Below are 15,037 nucleotides of genomic sequence, written 5' to 3' on the forward strand. Positions count from 1 at the left end.
TTGCAGCATACAAATGAAATATCAGCTTTATTGAGGTTGATAGACGACCCCGATACGGAGGTGTTTGACACCGTAGCTGAAAAGCTATTGAATTACGGAGCGGAGATCATCCCAAACCTGGAGCAACTGTGGGAAGTGACTGCTGACACGACAACACAGGAGCGTATCGAAATGCTGATCCACAGGGTGCATTTTCAAAATCTGCAACATGAGTTTTACGAGTGGGCAAAGTCTGACAAGCCGGAGTTACTACGTGGCGCTATACTGGTAGCCAAATACCAGTACCCCGAAATGAATGTGCCGTCCATACTGACGCAGTTTGACCAGATGCGTCGTAACATATGGCTGGAGCGGAACAACTACCTGACACCATTGGAGCAGGTGAATATACTGAACAGTATTCTTTACAATTATTATAAACTACAGGGGCATGAGCTTACTGAGCGTGACCCTAAGTTCTTCTTCATCAACCAGGTGATGGATAGCAAGCAGGGTAATGCTTATTCTATAGGCGTGTTATATCTTGCGTTGTGTGAGTTGCTGGACATCCCGATATTCGCTGTTGATCTGCCTCGCCAGTTTGTATTTGCTTATATAGATACGCTACATCATTTTTATAGTATAGATGACGCACCTGTGCAGCAAATGCAGTTTTTTGTAGACCCTATGAATGGCATGGTCTATACACAGAAAGATGTAGACACCTACCTGAAGAAAATAAATGCTACCGACAGGGGAAATTATTTCAAGCCATTAGACACGAAACGTGTCATCTACAAAATGCTCGAAGAACTGGTGCTTTGTTTCCGCTACAAGCGTGAAGAAGACAAAGCCAACGAGATTCAGGAACTGATGAACATCCTGAAGGGCGAGTAAATACTCGGAGTAAGAAATCAGGATTATTACGAATACGCTATATACTGTAGGTAAATATCTGCCAAAGCAATAGCAGTAACTGCTTCTACCACCACCGGTGCACGTAATGCTATACACAAGTCATGACGACCTTTGACTGTAAATGCTTCAACTGACTTTGTGCTGTTATTCCATGTTTGTTGTTGTTGCGGGGTGCTGCTGGTAGGCTTTATGGCTACCCGAAAAACGAGTTCGTTGCCATTGGTAATGCCTCCATTGATACCGCCTGCGTTGTTGGTTTTTGTTGTGCCATGTTCATCAATGATCGCGTCATTATGCTCGCTGCCTTTCATTTTTGTTGCAGCAAAACCACTGCCAAACTCTATACCTTTTACCGCAGGAATAGCAAACACAAGATGACTGATGACAGACTCTACAGAATCAAAGAATGGTTCACCAAGTCCTAAAGGCAATTCAGTAGCACGACATTCAATTATACCCCCTATACTGTCCTGTGCTTCTACAGCTTTTGTTATGGCTGCTTCTATATCAGTATCGCCTCCGGCTTCTACCAGTTGTGCATTGATGTTTATTTCATTCAGTATCTTTTTTGCAATGACACCGGCTGATACCAATGCAAGTGTCAGCCTGCCCGATGAGTGACCGCCACCCCGATAGTCGTTAAATCCGTTATACTTTTTGTTCAGTACAAAGTCGGCATGGCCGGGGCGTGGCGTGTCTTTTATTGCATCATAGTCTTTTGACTGTGTGTTGTTATTTCTGAACAATATTGTAATAGGACTGCCAGTGGTATGTCCATTGAACACGCCACTTATTATTTCGGGGAGGTCATCCTCTTTGCGTGGTGTAGTGCCCGCTGCTCCTGCTTTGCGACGTAGCAGGTCGGGCAGAAGGTCATCTGTATTCATAGGTATGCCGGCAGGACAACCGTCAATAGTAACACCTACTGCCGCACCATGAGATTCACCGAAAATGCTTAGCCTGAATAAACGCCCGAAACTGTTCATGCCTCTAATTTACAATTAACTCCAATAGAAGATAATGTATGGAAGAAATCAGGGTAAGACTTGTTCACTGCCTCAGCCCCAAGTATAGTAAGAGGGCCTTTTGCAGTGATAGCGGCTACCGCTGCAGCCATCACTATACGATGGTCGTTATATCCATTAACCGTACAACCATTAAAGGATTGATTGCCCTGTATGGTAAGCGTATCATCTTCTACCAGGTAAGTAATACCCAGGCTATCCAGCATAGTCATGATGGTTTCTATACGGTTACTTTCTTTATGCAATAACCTGTGTAGGCCTGTAATAGAACTTTCACCATGACAGCATGCGGCATAAACGGAGAGTACCGGGAACAGATCCGGACAATCGGTAGCGTCAAAATCAAATGCATCGTTGGTATCTGTTACTATTTGTCCGATGGCTTTATCTGCCTGTGTTGATTGGTAATTCAGGCCGGGGATATTGATATCTGCTCCTGCAATAGCACGTGCTACAATAAAGTTAGCGGCTGCACTCCAGTCAGCTTCTATCGTAACGTGTATGTTCCTGTTGTTATCAGGGGCAGGAATAATTGAAAAGCTTTCATAATTATAATGTTGAACAAATTTTCCGAATTTCTGCAGTACCTGTAGTGTCATATCAACATAAGGTTTGCTGACGAGGTTGTTTACGTGGATATTTACAGGTTCTGTAGCAGAGAAAGCGAATGCTATCAGCAAGCCGCTCAGGAACTGCGAACTCATAGAGCCGTCGAGGGTAATGTTCTTTGGTGTCAACGGGCCTTCAACAGACATAGGTAAATATTCACCGGCTGCTATTACTGATACTCCCAATTCAGGAAGTAGTTTAATATACTCCGTCATAGGGCGTTGCAACAGGCTACCTGAGCCTGTTATCGCTATGCCTTTTGAACTCAATGCTGCAACGGGTATGAACAACCTTGCGGATAGCCCGCTTTCTGTACAATCAATTGTTGCAGACTGTGAATGAACGCCACTGCTGTTTATTTCAATAGTATGTTCATCAGTACAGTCGACAGTTGCACCAAGCTTTTGAATAATGCTGATAGCCGCTTTGTCATCTTTGCTGTTGCCGGGGTTTGTGATGATGGTTTTGCCTATGTGCAGCAAAGCACAGGCGCATACCCGCTGCATCATACTTTTAGATGCAGGTAGTTGCACCGTGCCTTGTATGTTTCCGGGTTTAATTATCGCCTGCATGAGTAAAAGCGTCTATCGCATTTTTTATAACGTCGAATTCAATATTCTTTATCTCCGCGTTACCAATTGAGTTCAGGATAATAAAATCTACACCATAGTTATCACGTTTCTTATCCAGCATCAGCACATTCATTACTTCATCTGTATCTGCATGTATACTTACGGGCAGGTTGTATTGTTGCAGTAATGTGTGCAGTCGTTCTGTTACGTTTTTATCCAGTCCGTATTGTTCTGATATTTTGCAAGCGACCAACATGCCAACAGCTATCGCCTGCCCGTGTGGTATATGGCAAACCGTTTCAAATGCATGCCCTGAAGTATGGCCGAAGTTCAACAGTTTTCTTATGCCGTTCTCACGTTCATCGGCCAGCACTATTTTATTTTTCCAATCAACACTTTTGGCTATCAGTGCAGATAGAGCAGGGCTGTTTTGCTGGTAATATTTGATGTTGTTTTCAGCCAGCTCATCAAACAGCTTGTTATCGAAGAGGCAGGCCGCTTTTATCACTTCGGCAAATCCGTTGCTCCATTCTTCATCGGGCAGGGTAGCCAGCATGTCATTATCAAAAAGTATAAATTCAGGCTGTTGAATAGTACCTACCATATTTTTCTGCAGGCCTATATTGATGCCATTCTTACCGCCTATAGATGCATCGACCATACCTAACAATGTGGTAGGCACAAAACCGAAACGAAGCCCACGCATGTATATGGCTGCAACAAATCCCGTAATGTCGGTGACAACTCCCCCCCCTACACCTAAAAGAAATGTTTTTCGGTGGACTTTTTGTTCCATCAGTTGCTGAATGAGCGAAAGAATGGTTGTATGGTTCTTGTTCGCTTCACCGGCGGGGATGGTGATAACAGCCTTGAACTTTTTGAACAGGTCGCCGTGTAGCCTGGCTACATTGCTGTCTGTCATGACAATAGTATTAGCGGGTGTTAATACCTCATTGATACCCGAAAAATGAGTATGATGTACATAGCGCACTGCGCCACCGGGAAATGAGACCGAATATTCCATGCTATTCAAAGGTAAAATGAAAGAATGAAAAGGTGTGCATCATAGCTGCTGATACGGACGTATCGAATATCTATAGTGCACAAAACAGTTCTAAGCGGGTTATTCGTACCTTTGCAAATTCTGATTTGATAAAGCAATGAGCAGGAACGGAAAAGTATTGGTGGCAATGAGTGGTGGTATTGACAGTACCATTAGTGCGTTAATGCTTCATAATCAAGGTTATGAGGTAGTGGGGATCACTATGAAGACCTGGGATTATGCCACGTCGGGAGGCGGCAAAAAGGAGACAGGCTGCTGTAACCTTGATTCGTTTAACGATGCCCGCCAGGCCGCAGTTGACCATGGTTTCCCGCATTATGTGCTGGATATAAGGGAGGAGTTCGGCGACTTTGTCATTAATAACTTTGTTGATGAATACATAGCTGGTCGTACACCAAACCCATGTGTACTCTGCAATACCCATATCAAGTGGGCTGCATTACTGAAACGTGCCAACGCACTCGACTGCGATTTCATTGCCACTGGGCATTATGTTAAAGTAAGGGAAGAGAATAACAGGCATGTGTTATCGCGTGCTAAGGATATGACCAAAGACCAGAGCTATGTGCTCTGGGGGCTCAACCAGGACTGTTTATCAAGGAGTATCTACCCGCTTGGGGACCTGCTGAAGACGGAAGTGCGCCAGATAGCTTATGATATGGGCTACGAGGAACTGTCAAAAAAAGCTGAGAGTTACGAGATATGCTTCGTGCCGGATAATGACTATCGTGGTTTCCTGAAAAGGAATGACCCCGGGCTGGAAGCAGAAGTTGCCGGCGGAAATTTTGTATTGAGCAATGGTGAGGTAGTGGGCAAACATGCTGGCTATCCATTTTATACTATAGGCCAGCGCAAAGGGCTGGGTGTAGCATTCGGCAAACCTATGTTCGTGACCAGGATCATGCCGGAAACCAATACAGTGGTGCTGGGTGAAGCGCATGAGCTGCAACAAAGCAAAATGAACGTGAGCGGGCTGAATATGATCAAATATGACGCTATACCTGACGGGTTGGAGGCTGTGACCAAGATACGGTACAAAGATCCGGGCTGTGAAAGCCGCCTGTATAACAAAGATGGTCAGGTGGAAGTGCATTTCGACCATATGGTGAACAGCATAGCCCCGGGCCAGTCGGCAGTATTTTACGAAGGCGATGATGTGGTAGCAGGCGGCATAATCCGTATGGGATTTGACTGATAACTGGTTCAATATCAGCAAAAAGTCATATATGGGATTATTTTCCCTGATTAACCCGACTTAAAATATTAACTTTTCATTTCTTTAGTTATATTTACGGTAATAACTGTACACATAAATTGATATGATCAAGAAGTCGCTACCTTTCTTGCTGTTGGCATTTGCATTCACTGTTGCAACGTTTTCCTGTAAAAAGCCGGATGACAGGCCTGCGCCTCCGCAGGCAGAACAGGAGTATTACCCGCTTGAGATAGGCAAATGGGTGGTATACGATGTTGATTCAACTATCTGGGATGATACGTTCTGTGTGAAGAGGTTCTATCACTACCAGGTTAGGCACAGGGTGGCAGATACTTTTACTGATGAGTCGGGCCGTCCTTCTTACAGGGTAGAGACCAGTATCAGGAAAAGGGTAGAAGACGACTGGATGCCGCATAAAGTGTTTTATGCTACCAATACAAATGTGACATTAGAGACAGTACATGATCAGCAGCGTTTTATCAATATGGTGTTCCCGATTGAGAATGGTGTTACATGGAAAGGCAATAACTATATTCTGACTAATGATCCTGACTATGCATTTTATGGCGATTGGGATTATGAGTATAAGAATGTAGGTGAAGCATACAATACAGGCTTCGAGATATTTGCCAATACAGTGACTGTAGAAGAAGTAGATAGGGCGGAAAGCGATCCTGAAGTTTTCCCCGACGTATATGCATCGCGCACCAGCAGCAGGGAGGTTTATGCTTCCGGTGTAGGTATGGTGTTCCGCGAATATTTCAGGTGGACATACGACCCGTCAACAACCAAATGCCGTAAAGGCAGTGGGGTGGTGATGAGGGCCGTTGACCACAACTAATAAAAAACCTACATAAGTATGTGCAGGGGAGTGGTATGGTGTTTTGTGGGATTACTCATTTTTTCTGTTACAGCAATTGCGCAGCCGCAATATGGCTTTCGTGTAAGTTTTACTGATAAAGGAGGTACTACACAGAGTCTGTCCAGTCCATTGGGCTTTCTGTCGCAGCGTGCTATAGACAGGCGTGCCACACAGGGTATAGCTATTGACAGCACTGACCTGCCAGTATCGCCTGATTATATGGATAGTGTGCTGACGCTCACAGGGGCCAAATTGCATCTTACTTCACGTTGGCTTAATTATACTGTGATCTTGCTAACGGATTCAAGTAAGATACTCACGCTGCAATCAAAACCCTTTATCAGCACTATAGAGTATATGGCCTATTATCCTGCCGGGTTGCATAAACCATCGAAGGATACTGATACAACAGGCAATACACTTTCTGCTGCACAAAAAACAACCGGTTCGTCAGCTTATTACGGCGATTCATATAGCCAGAGTGCATTGGTGAATGGTGATTACCTGCATGATATAGGCTGGAAGGGCGAGGGTAAGCTCATAGCTGTATTAGATGAAGGCTTTGCCGACGTTAATACAGCCCCTGCATTTGATAGTATGGTAAATGCGGGTAGATTGAAAGATCACTATAATTTTGCCAATGCATCGACAGACGTTTTTACGGGTGGACTGCATGGCACAACTTCACTGTCCACAATTGCCGGCAACCTTCCGGGTACATATGTAGGTGCAGCTCCGCATGCTGATATCGCACTGTATATTACAGAGATTGGCGGCAGTGAACAGCACCTGGAAATGGACAACATGATGGCTGCCACCGAACGTGCTGACAGTATAGGTGCAGATATTATTACCGTTTCTTTAGGCTACAACGAATTCAACTATCCTGATCCATCTTATTCACTAAAGTATGCAGACATAGACGGTAAGAGCACCATTGCTGCGAAAGCTGCCAATATCGCCACGTCAAAAGGTATCCTTTTTGTTGCTTCAGCCGGTAACGAAGGTGGCGGAACGTGGAATTATGTACTGACGCCCGGCGATGCTGACAGCGCAATGACGGTTGGCTCTGTTGGCCTGGATAAAGTACCGGCTCCCAACAGTGGTTATGGCCCCAATGCAGCAGGACAGGTAAAACCTGATGTATGTATGGTAGGCCAGCCGGCATCCATCATGCGCAACGGGCCTAATCCTTCTTTCTCAAGTGGTACATCCTGGGCAACACCACAACTGGCAGGATGGGCGGCATGCCTGATGCAGGCAAGCGGTAATTTCACTCCATATGAGATACGCACAGCCATTCAGAAAAGTGCTAACCTCTACAATAACCCGGGTTTACAATTAGGCTATGGTGTACCTAATTTCCATTATGCATTGGAGCTACTGAATGTGAAGGAATTGCCCAAGGTGCCTGATGCAAATGACTGGATCATCACTAGTCCCAATCCTTTTACGGGTAGTATAACCCTACGTGTGTTCAACGGCAGTAAAAGTAGTTTGCTGGATATTGTTGTAACCGATGTTAGCGGGAAGATCATTTATCAGGATGCAGTAAACATGAGTGCAGGCGTACAAAATATTCCTGTAACACTACCCGGGGTAAGTAACGGCTTATATTTTCTTAAGGCTGTTACAGGCGATAAACAACAGGTAGTAAAGTTGTTGAAAAATTAGTGTTTCCTCAGCACAGTAATGAACATGCTATCCGCATGATGTTCTATTCCATTGATCAACCGTTGTTCCTCGATCGTAAATTCCCCGGATTGTTGAAGTAGCGTGACGACATCTTCATTTTCCTGCCTGAATACAGAACAGGTAATATAGAATAACCGGCCACCCGGTTTAAGATATTCTGCAGCGTTGACGGCTATCTTCTTTTGCTTTTCCGAAAAATCGGCTACCGATCCGGGTTTGAAGAAAAACATCTGTTCGGGTGTACGCGCCCATGTGCCCGAACCGGAGCATGGCACGTCGCAGATAATAGCATCAAATTTTTTACCGCCCATACTTTGCTTGAGCGATGCTTTATCTGATACGTCTGCGATTAAAGATACAGGTGGGGTATAGTGGTAAAGTTTGAATCGTTTGGACAGGTTGTGCAAAATACTTCTGCGTGTATCCGATACCGTCAGTTTTACGGTCGGTTCAGCGTCCTTTAACAATAGCGATTTTCCTCCGGCACCCGAGCAGCAATCCCACCATAACTCGTTCGGTTGCGGTTTGAAGTATGAGCCTGTTAACTGGGAAGAAGCATCTTGCACTACATAGCCATCTTCGGGCAACCAGTTGCTTATAGCTGTACCATTGGGTAGTGTGATACAGGTGTCGCTGATAAAAGAGGCTTCAACATGTTTTTGCTGCAATATCGTCATGATGAACTTCTTGTCTTTCCGCGCCCTGATGAACAGTTGTGGTTGCAGCAGGTTGCTTCGCAGCCAGGCTGCCTTGCTCATCCCATCGGACAAAGGAATGTCATATGGAAATACTTTTTCCGGGTTGGTACTGATATCAGCCGCATCAAGCGTTGACCCGGGAAATAATCTTTCCAGCATTTTTTCATCAGACATGCATATACGCATGGCGGCTTCTACTTTTTCTTTTATGGGGAGCGTAGCATCCAGCCACCTTTCTGCACGGTACCAGCAATAAGCCATTTCACTCAGCATCCTGCGGTCACGGCTGCCGAGTATTGGGTATTGTTTATAGTAGTTCTTCAGAAAATGGGGTAACGGCAAACTTCCGTCATAATTACCAATGATCCGCTCAATGTGCTGCCAGATAAAATTCATCGCTGTATGTCAAAGGTAGTGAGAAAAATTTTATGTTTGATATAAAAGCTGTAGTTGTCGCAGAGCTTATGTTTGAAGAGTATGATAACTGGTATTATTTTGCGTAACTTGATAACATACCTAAGGTTACACAGATGATAAAGCTTTTATTGTCTATTGTTTTGTTAGCTCCGATACTGTGCAGGGCACAGCAGGAAACAAACTATATTGATTACCACAAGCGTATCATTGTTGCCGAACAGCAATTCCTGTATTACAACAACCCGAAGGCTGCTGTTGAACAATACCGGAAGATATTTACAGATTGGAAAAGACCTTTTGCCCGAGATTGTTATACCGCATTGCAAATAGCCTCTTTACTGAAAGACACTACCGATGCTACTTTCTTTTTCGGACAATGTTTCAGGAATGGTGTTGAGTGGAATACAGTAGTTTTTTCTCCTCCCGTCAACCGATTGCTGCAGGATGATATGAGCTATAAAAAACGGATAGGCGACCTGTATGAAAAGTATTACAATGAATATAAAAAGACCATTGATACTAATTACCGTAACATTATAGCCAATATGTATAAGCATGAATATGCTTTGCGTAGACTTGCCGAAGGGCCAACGAGGTCAGAACCTCTCATCCGTAAATGGTTGGCTGTTGAAGACAGTAATATGTATGAATTGGTACCCATGATAAAAAGCAAAGGATTCCCCGGTGAAAAGAGAATAGGTCTGAGTCACATATTACCCGAACAGGTAGATGATAGCAGAACAGGCGACAGGCGTAACACTTACGATTTCAGGATGGTGAGTGTTAACCTGAATTGCCACGCAGCAACCCTGTTCTTTCACCACAGGTGTGGCTATATGTTGTTGAAAGAAGAACTGATGCAGGCAGTTCTGGAAGGCGAATTACACCCTCGTGAATATGCATTGATCTACGAATGGTCGCACAACTATTTTGCTGTAAAACATTGGGACGATGATTATCACGATTTCAGATGCGAAGGAAACAGGCAGGATGAGTGGTACAATATATTTATTGAACCTTTTCTTTATTCAAAGGACATTGCTGCTGTAAACAAAGCCAGGGCAGAGATAGGCATGTGTTCCTTAGACCACGATGAAAAGAAAAAGAAGTTCGCAATAGACAACGAGCTATACCTGTATTTCGGCACATTCAGAAAAATATAAAGCCGCTCATCGAGCGGCTTGTAAATTGAGTTCTTTCTTGTATTTAAACTTCCAGTAAAGTCTTTACAGGGTCTTTGCCCATAAGCATCAGTTCCGGATTTTCCAGCAGTTCTTTCACTCGTACCAGGAAACCTACAGACTCTCGTCCATCAATGATACGGTGGTCGTAGCTCAGTGCAAGGTACATCATCGGGCGTATCTCTACTTTGCCGTCTATTGCCATAGGGCGGTCCTGTATCTTGTGCATACCCAGTATCGCGCTCTGCGGAATATTGATGATCGGAGTAGACATCAGCGAACCGAACACACCACCATTGGTAATGGTAAAAGTACCGCCAGTCATTTCCTCTATGGTCAGCTTATTGTCGCGTGCTTTGGTAGCCAGCTCTCTTACCGCCTGCTCTATCTCTGCCATACCCATGCTTTCGGCATTACGTATCACAGGCACCACCAGCCCCTTTGGAGCGGAAACGGCGATAGATATATCACAGTAGTCGTGGTACACTATCTCTTCACCATCTATATAAGCATTTACCGAAGGCCACTCTGTAAGCGCCCAGCAACATGCTTTGGTAAAGAAAGACATGAACCCGAGGTTCACGCCGTGTTGTTCTTTGAAACTGTCTTTATATTTATTGCGGATGGCCATGATGTTGGTCATGTCTACCTCGTTAAAGGTGGTCAGCATGGCTGTGCTGTTCTTGGCTTCTACCAGTCTGCGGCTCACTGTCTTGCGCAGGTTGCTCATTTTCTTGCGGTCTTCGCTACGGCTGGCTTCACCACCGCCGATGCGTCCGGGGTTTTCCAGGGCTGCCAGCACGTCTTTTTTCAGTATGCGTCCGCCCTCGCCGCTACCTTTCACCTGGTTGGCCGACAGTTTTTTATCCGCCATCATGGTTTTAGCTACCGGGGTAGCCTTGGCGTCGCTCTTGGCTTCACTTTTTGCCGGTGCGGCCTGTTCCTGCTTCTTGGTTTCTTTTTTCGGTTCTTCTTTTGGTTCACCCAGGTCAGGTACTGCGGGAGCAGATGTGCCTTCAGGACGCTTGGCTGTCTCATCTATTTTGCAGGCTACATCGCCAATGTTCAGTGTTTGGTCGTTCTTGGCTACGGTATGTAAGATACCTGCCTGCTCAGCGCTCAATTCAAAGGTCGCTTTCTCCGACTCTAATTCGCATAAAACCTCATCTCTTTCTACCCATTCCCCGTCTTTTTTCAGCCATTCTACTAATGTTACTTCGCTGATTGACTCGCCTACGGTCGGTACTTTTATTTCTATCATGAAAATATGAACATTTGCGGCTGCTAAATTATGAAAAATTTGCGGCAATAATGGAGACGGCCTCTATTTTGCAAGCCAGATACCTGCCCTGCATAGCAGGATACCCGCCACCAGGCTCAGCAGGGTGTACACTACCGAAGTCATGGGTATCTTATCGATATACATCACATTGTTCTCTAATGCGAAAGTGGAGAAGGTGGTAAATGCTCCGCAGAATCCTGTGGCGGCTATCAGCCATGAGGCATTGCTTAGTGTGTGGCGCTCTGCCATCCCGTACAGCAACCCAATGATAAAACACCCAACGATATTGACGATGAATGTGCCATAAGGGAAGCTAAGTGGCAGGTACTTATCAGTCAACAGTTTTACCCCATAGCGGGCAACACTGCCAAGAAAACCACCGAAACCGACCATGAGAAAAGCTCTAAGCATCATTAAAATTAAAAATTCAAAAGGCAAAATTCAAAAGAAATACATGGTACCTCATTTTGAATTTTGCCCTGAACTAAAACCTTTTGGGTTTTAACTTTTCAATTTTGACTTTCTATTCCACCCAGTCAGCTATGAACATATTGGTCTCTCTTGTGCCGTGGTTGTTGCGGTTCGAGCTGAACAACAGGCGCTTGCCGTCAGGAGAGAACATAGGGAAGGCATCAAAACCACCATCGTGCGATACCTTCTCTAAACCTGAACCATCCAGGTTAACGATGTACAGGTTGAAAGGGAAGCCGCGCTCATACTCGTGATTCGATGCGAAGATGATGCGCTTGCCATCAGGCATCCAGTTTGGCGCCCAGTTGGCCTTGCCCAGGTTGGTTACCTGCTGCACATTACTACCGTCTGCATTTGCTATGAATACCTCCATATTAGTAGGCATTACCAGGCCCTGTGCCAACAGGTCTTTATATTCTTTTACCTCTTCGTCTGTTTTGGGGCGTGAAGCTCTCCATACTATTTTAGTACCATCGGGAGAGAACCATGCGCCACCGTCATAACCCAGCGTATTGGTGATCTGTTTTACGTTGCTGCCATCCAGGTCCATAGTGTACAGGTCCAGGTCGCCGTTGCGCATAGAAGTGAACACCACCTTATCACCCTTTGGCGAAATAGTAGGCTCAGCATCATAGCCTTTAGTATCTGTAACGCGCTTGATTATCTTACCATCCAGGTCGCCGATGAAAATGTCAAAGCTCTCATATACAGGCCATACATATTTCTTCATTTTCTCCTTATCCGGTACCGGAGGGCAGTCTTTACTTGCCAGGTGTGTAGATGCGTACATTACATGTTTGCCATCGGGCATCAGGTAGCTGCAGGTAGTGCGGCCGGTGCCGGTGCTCACGAGTTTGTATTCAAACTTATCTTCTCGTGTGTTGGGTAATACACCGTAAAATATCCTGTCGCAATCAATACCCTCAGCAGGGTTGGTACGTTGGAATACAACAGCCTTACCATCAAAGCCGAAATAGGCTTCAGCATTATCGCCTCCATCTGTCAACTGTATCACATTGGCGAAGTGTTTTTCATCGCCATAAGTAAGTGATGTGCTGTCTACTTCGCTCACGGGAGCACCGCCGTGGTGGCCATGTCCATGCTCTTCTGCTTTTGTTTCTTTCTGCCCTTCTTCAGCCGGGCCACAGGCTGCCAGTGCCAGCAGCAGGGTAACAATGCTATATTTCTTCATCAATTCTGTTATTTGCGCGCAAAGGTATATTGGCTGCCATTATTAACGTATTAAATAAACAGTTAGATTGTCACGGTTTTGTCACGATGTGTGTGTCAGGATCGAATGGGTGACTGTTAATATTATTAAAATACTCAACATAATCATGCTTCAGATGTTAGAAAAGTAATAACCAAACTACTGAGGTCATGAAAAAGATAGCATCTGTTATTGTATTGTCTGTTATTGTTAATCAATGCATGGCACAGCCACTGGAAGCCGAAGAACTTCTGGATATGTTGACATGCAATGATTACGCTTGCATATCAGGCAAGGTGATACCATTGGGCTACGAGGTAGCATTGAATAAAGAAACCGCAGGCTACCAGACCTATACATTTACCAGCAAAACGGTATACCAGAATGAAAGCAACAATAAGATAATGAAACCCTACAAGGTGAATTTTACCGATCATACTGAAGACTCCGCCATTACGCTTAATTATGTGATCGGGGACAAAGTGAACAGGGAGATGCTATTGGCTGCTTTTAAAGAGCTGGGCTTCAGGTACGACCATGCTACAAAAACCAAAAGCACCTTTGATAATACTGCAACGGTGTACAAAAGCGAAAGATATCCCGGTTGGGTATTGAAAGTGACTAACTATGATAAGCGGGAGGGCCGCCATACTCACTACCTGGATTACGATTTTGAACTGTGGCGCTTCACGGGCAAAAGGAATATTTATAAATAACACGGTAAGGTTGCATGCCGTGCACTACAGCTTTTTATAGTCGCCGGGTATATTCGTTATCGAAGCAGGAATGCTTATGTTCTCATATACAGCGGTGGCTATTTTCTGGTAGCCTTCTGCACCGTCGGGCTTGTAAATGACCCTTAATACAAACCCCTTCCATACCCAATAGGACAGGTGAGTTGACACATGCTCATATATACTGCAGGTTTTGCCTGCCAGTACATGTTCTCCTTGTGCTGTGTAGCCCGCTTCCTTTCTTTGTGCTTCGGTACCATAACCTGCTATCAATGGCTCTGTGACAAGTGCCCTGTCTGTGTAGGTTTTCCATGTCTTGTTCTTGTGGTCTATCTCAGTTGTTTTGTTGTCTTTCCAGATAACGGTAGTAATTGCATTGGGGCCATCAATATCTTCTTTGTCTGTAACGATGACCACTGTCCTGCCATGATCTTCAATGAACATCACTTCCTTACCTTCTTTTGCCTTAGTCCCGGTATACAGGAATTCAATTTTAGCAGATCCCGATCCATAGGGCTTGTTCTTGCTCAGTTGCTGCGTTTGGGTAGTATTGCTTTTGCCTGCAGACTGTACTGCATATTGATGATGTTCTTCATTGTAGTGTTTCACAGATTGATATTTGTCTGTAGTTACCGTAGCCTGTTTGGTGATGCGTTGCCCGTTCACCAATAGTTCCAGTGCCACGTTCTTGTGTAATGGTTTATTCAGCTTTTGCATCACCATTACCAGCTCCTCAGAAAAATATTTCAGCCAGTTGTCTTTATAGTTATACCTGCAGTATTCTATAGCCAGTGATGAGGGTATCCCATCGATGGCCAGGGTTTCGTACCAGCTGCCATCTACCAGTACCATCACTTTTTCGCCCCGGGCGGTTACAGCGCTGAAAGGAGATGTGTGGTTGACTGCATATTGTGCCTGCACAGGGTTAATGTATAATGTACAAGCAACCAGCAGCAATAGTAAATAATTGTATTTCATTCCGGAGTAACGTTATGCTCAATAAGACGGGTCAAAATACAAAAAAAGTGGGCTGCAAATCCCGGCTTGCAGCCGTATCTTAACTTTTCTTTGCAATGTACAACGTTGTGGATAGCCCAACCACAAC

General features: G+C 44.8%; 14 protein-coding genes. 6 read left to right on the plus strand and 8 right to left on the minus strand.

Annotated elements, in window-relative coordinates; translation table 11 throughout:
• A complete protein-coding gene (locus H6550_04840) occupies nt 1–876 on the plus strand; it encodes a hypothetical protein (GenBank protein ID MCB9045450.1) in 876 nt (291 codons plus the stop codon).
• Nucleotides 877–902: 26 nt separating this feature from the next.
• On the opposite strand, the gene H6550_04845 is transcribed toward H6550_04840, so the two are convergent.
• Genes H6550_04845 through aroB form a run of 3 tightly spaced genes read right to left on the minus strand, consistent with a single transcriptional unit; the run spans nt 903 to nt 4,127 of the window.
• Complete coding sequence (locus H6550_04845; GenBank protein MCB9045451.1) at nt 903–1,883, minus strand: chorismate synthase; 981 nt, start codon at nt 1,881–1,883, stop codon at nt 903–905.
• Complete coding sequence (gene aroA / locus H6550_04850; protein ID MCB9045452.1) at nt 1,880–3,103, minus strand: 3-phosphoshikimate 1-carboxyvinyltransferase; 1,224 nt, start codon at nt 3,101–3,103, stop codon at nt 1,880–1,882. Before aroA ends, H6550_04845 begins: the two co-directional genes overlap by 4 nt.
• Nucleotides 3,087–4,127: a 3-dehydroquinate synthase gene (aroB, locus tag H6550_04855; GenBank protein ID MCB9045453.1), complete on the minus strand. Its 1,041-nt coding sequence runs from the start codon at nt 4,125–4,127 to the stop codon at nt 3,087–3,089. Before aroB ends, aroA begins: the two co-directional genes overlap by 17 nt.
• Before the next feature lie 136 nt (nt 4,128–4,263).
• Between aroB and mnmA the strand changes: the two genes are divergently transcribed.
• The 3 genes from mnmA (at nt 4,264) to H6550_04870 (ending at nt 7,918) form a co-directional block, all read left to right on the plus strand.
• Nucleotides 4,264–5,361: a tRNA 2-thiouridine(34) synthase MnmA gene (mnmA, locus tag H6550_04860; protein ID MCB9045454.1), complete on the plus strand. Its 1,098-nt coding sequence runs from the start codon at nt 4,264–4,266 to the stop codon at nt 5,359–5,361.
• A gap of 124 nt (nt 5,362–5,485) precedes the next feature.
• Complete coding sequence (locus H6550_04865; GenBank protein MCB9045455.1) at nt 5,486–6,223, plus strand: hypothetical protein; 738 nt, start codon at nt 5,486–5,488, stop codon at nt 6,221–6,223.
• Nucleotides 6,224–6,241: 18 nt separating this feature from the next.
• Entirely contained in the window at nt 6,242–7,918 is a 1,677-nt protein-coding gene (locus H6550_04870; GenBank protein ID MCB9045456.1) for a S8 family peptidase, read from the plus strand.
• Here the strand turns inward: H6550_04870 and H6550_04875 are convergent.
• Nucleotides 7,915–9,033, minus strand: coding sequence for a hypothetical protein (locus H6550_04875; GenBank protein ID MCB9045457.1), 1,119 nt, complete (start codon nt 9,031–9,033; stop codon nt 7,915–7,917). The two genes, H6550_04870 and H6550_04875, sit on opposite strands and share 4 nt — an antisense overlap.
• Nucleotides 9,034–9,167: 134 nt before the next feature.
• Between H6550_04875 and H6550_04880 the strand changes: the two genes are divergently transcribed.
• The gene (locus tag H6550_04880) at nt 9,168–10,217 is read left to right on the plus strand and encodes a hypothetical protein (protein MCB9045458.1); all 1,050 of its coding nucleotides are present in this window, start codon (nt 9,168–9,170) and stop codon (nt 10,215–10,217) included.
• 43 nt (nt 10,218–10,260) lie between these two features.
• Here the strand turns inward: H6550_04880 and odhB are convergent, their stop codons facing one another.
• The 3 genes from odhB to H6550_04895 all read right to left on the minus strand — a co-directional run bounded on the left by odhB (nt 10,261) and on the right by H6550_04895 (nt 13,180).
• Nucleotides 10,261–11,496: a 2-oxoglutarate dehydrogenase complex dihydrolipoyllysine-residue succinyltransferase gene (odhB, locus tag H6550_04885; protein MCB9045459.1), complete on the minus strand. Its 1,236-nt coding sequence runs from the start codon at nt 11,494–11,496 to the stop codon at nt 10,261–10,263.
• 63 nt (nt 11,497–11,559) lie between these two features.
• A complete protein-coding gene (gene crcB / locus H6550_04890; protein ID MCB9045460.1) occupies nt 11,560–11,931 on the minus strand; it encodes a fluoride efflux transporter CrcB in 372 nt (123 codons plus the stop codon).
• A gap of 109 nt (nt 11,932–12,040) precedes the next feature.
• Nucleotides 12,041–13,180 carry a PD40 domain-containing protein gene (locus H6550_04895; protein ID MCB9045461.1) on the minus strand — a complete coding sequence of 380 codons (1,140 nt, stop codon included), beginning with the start codon at nt 13,178–13,180 and terminating at the stop codon, nt 12,041–12,043.
• Nucleotides 13,181–13,368: 188 nt separating this feature from the next.
• Between H6550_04895 and H6550_04900 the strand changes: the two genes are divergently transcribed.
• Nucleotides 13,369–13,914 (plus strand): hypothetical protein, encoded by a 546-nt coding sequence (locus H6550_04900; protein MCB9045462.1) that lies wholly within the window; start codon nt 13,369–13,371, stop codon nt 13,912–13,914.
• A gap of 24 nt (nt 13,915–13,938) precedes the next feature.
• Here H6550_04900 and H6550_04905 read toward each other — a convergent pair whose 3' ends face one another.
• Nucleotides 13,939–14,910, minus strand: coding sequence for a hypothetical protein (locus tag H6550_04905; GenBank protein MCB9045463.1), 972 nt, complete (start codon nt 14,908–14,910; stop codon nt 13,939–13,941).
• Nucleotides 14,911–15,037 lie beyond the last annotated feature (127 nt).

This window comes from Chitinophagales bacterium, assembly GCA_020636495.1.
Taxonomy (GTDB): Bacteria; Bacteroidota; Bacteroidia; order Chitinophagales; family Chitinophagaceae; genus UBA5543.

Excerpts from the sequence above, each read along its gene's own strand:
- H6550_04845 (MCB9045451.1), bottom strand. The coding sequence starts at position 1,883 with ATGAACAGTTTCGGGCGTTTATTCAGGCTAAGCATTTTCGGTGAATCT.
- aroA (MCB9045452.1), bottom strand. The coding sequence starts at position 3,103 with ATGCAGGCGATAATTAAACCCGGAAACATACAAGGCACGGTGCAACTA.
- aroB (MCB9045453.1), bottom strand. The coding sequence starts at position 4,127 with ATGGAATATTCGGTCTCATTTCCCGGTGGCGCAGTGCGCTATGTACAT.
- mnmA (MCB9045454.1), top strand. The coding sequence starts at position 4,264 with ATGAGCAGGAACGGAAAAGTATTGGTGGCAATGAGTGGTGGTATTGAC.
- H6550_04865 (MCB9045455.1), top strand. The coding sequence starts at position 5,486 with ATGATCAAGAAGTCGCTACCTTTCTTGCTGTTGGCATTTGCATTCACT.
- H6550_04870 (MCB9045456.1), top strand. The coding sequence starts at position 6,242 with ATGTGCAGGGGAGTGGTATGGTGTTTTGTGGGATTACTCATTTTTTCT.
- H6550_04875 (MCB9045457.1), bottom strand. The coding sequence starts at position 9,033 with ATGAATTTTATCTGGCAGCACATTGAGCGGATCATTGGTAATTATGAC.
- H6550_04880 (MCB9045458.1), top strand. The coding sequence starts at position 9,168 with ATGATAAAGCTTTTATTGTCTATTGTTTTGTTAGCTCCGATACTGTGC.
- odhB (MCB9045459.1), bottom strand. The coding sequence starts at position 11,496 with ATGATAGAAATAAAAGTACCGACCGTAGGCGAGTCAATCAGCGAAGTA.
- crcB (MCB9045460.1), bottom strand. The coding sequence starts at position 11,931 with ATGATGCTTAGAGCTTTTCTCATGGTCGGTTTCGGTGGTTTTCTTGGC.
- H6550_04895 (MCB9045461.1), bottom strand. The coding sequence starts at position 13,180 with ATGAAGAAATATAGCATTGTTACCCTGCTGCTGGCACTGGCAGCCTGT.
- H6550_04900 (MCB9045462.1), top strand. The coding sequence starts at position 13,369 with ATGAAAAAGATAGCATCTGTTATTGTATTGTCTGTTATTGTTAATCAA.
- H6550_04905 (MCB9045463.1), bottom strand. The coding sequence starts at position 14,910 with ATGAAATACAATTATTTACTATTGCTGCTGGTTGCTTGTACATTATAC.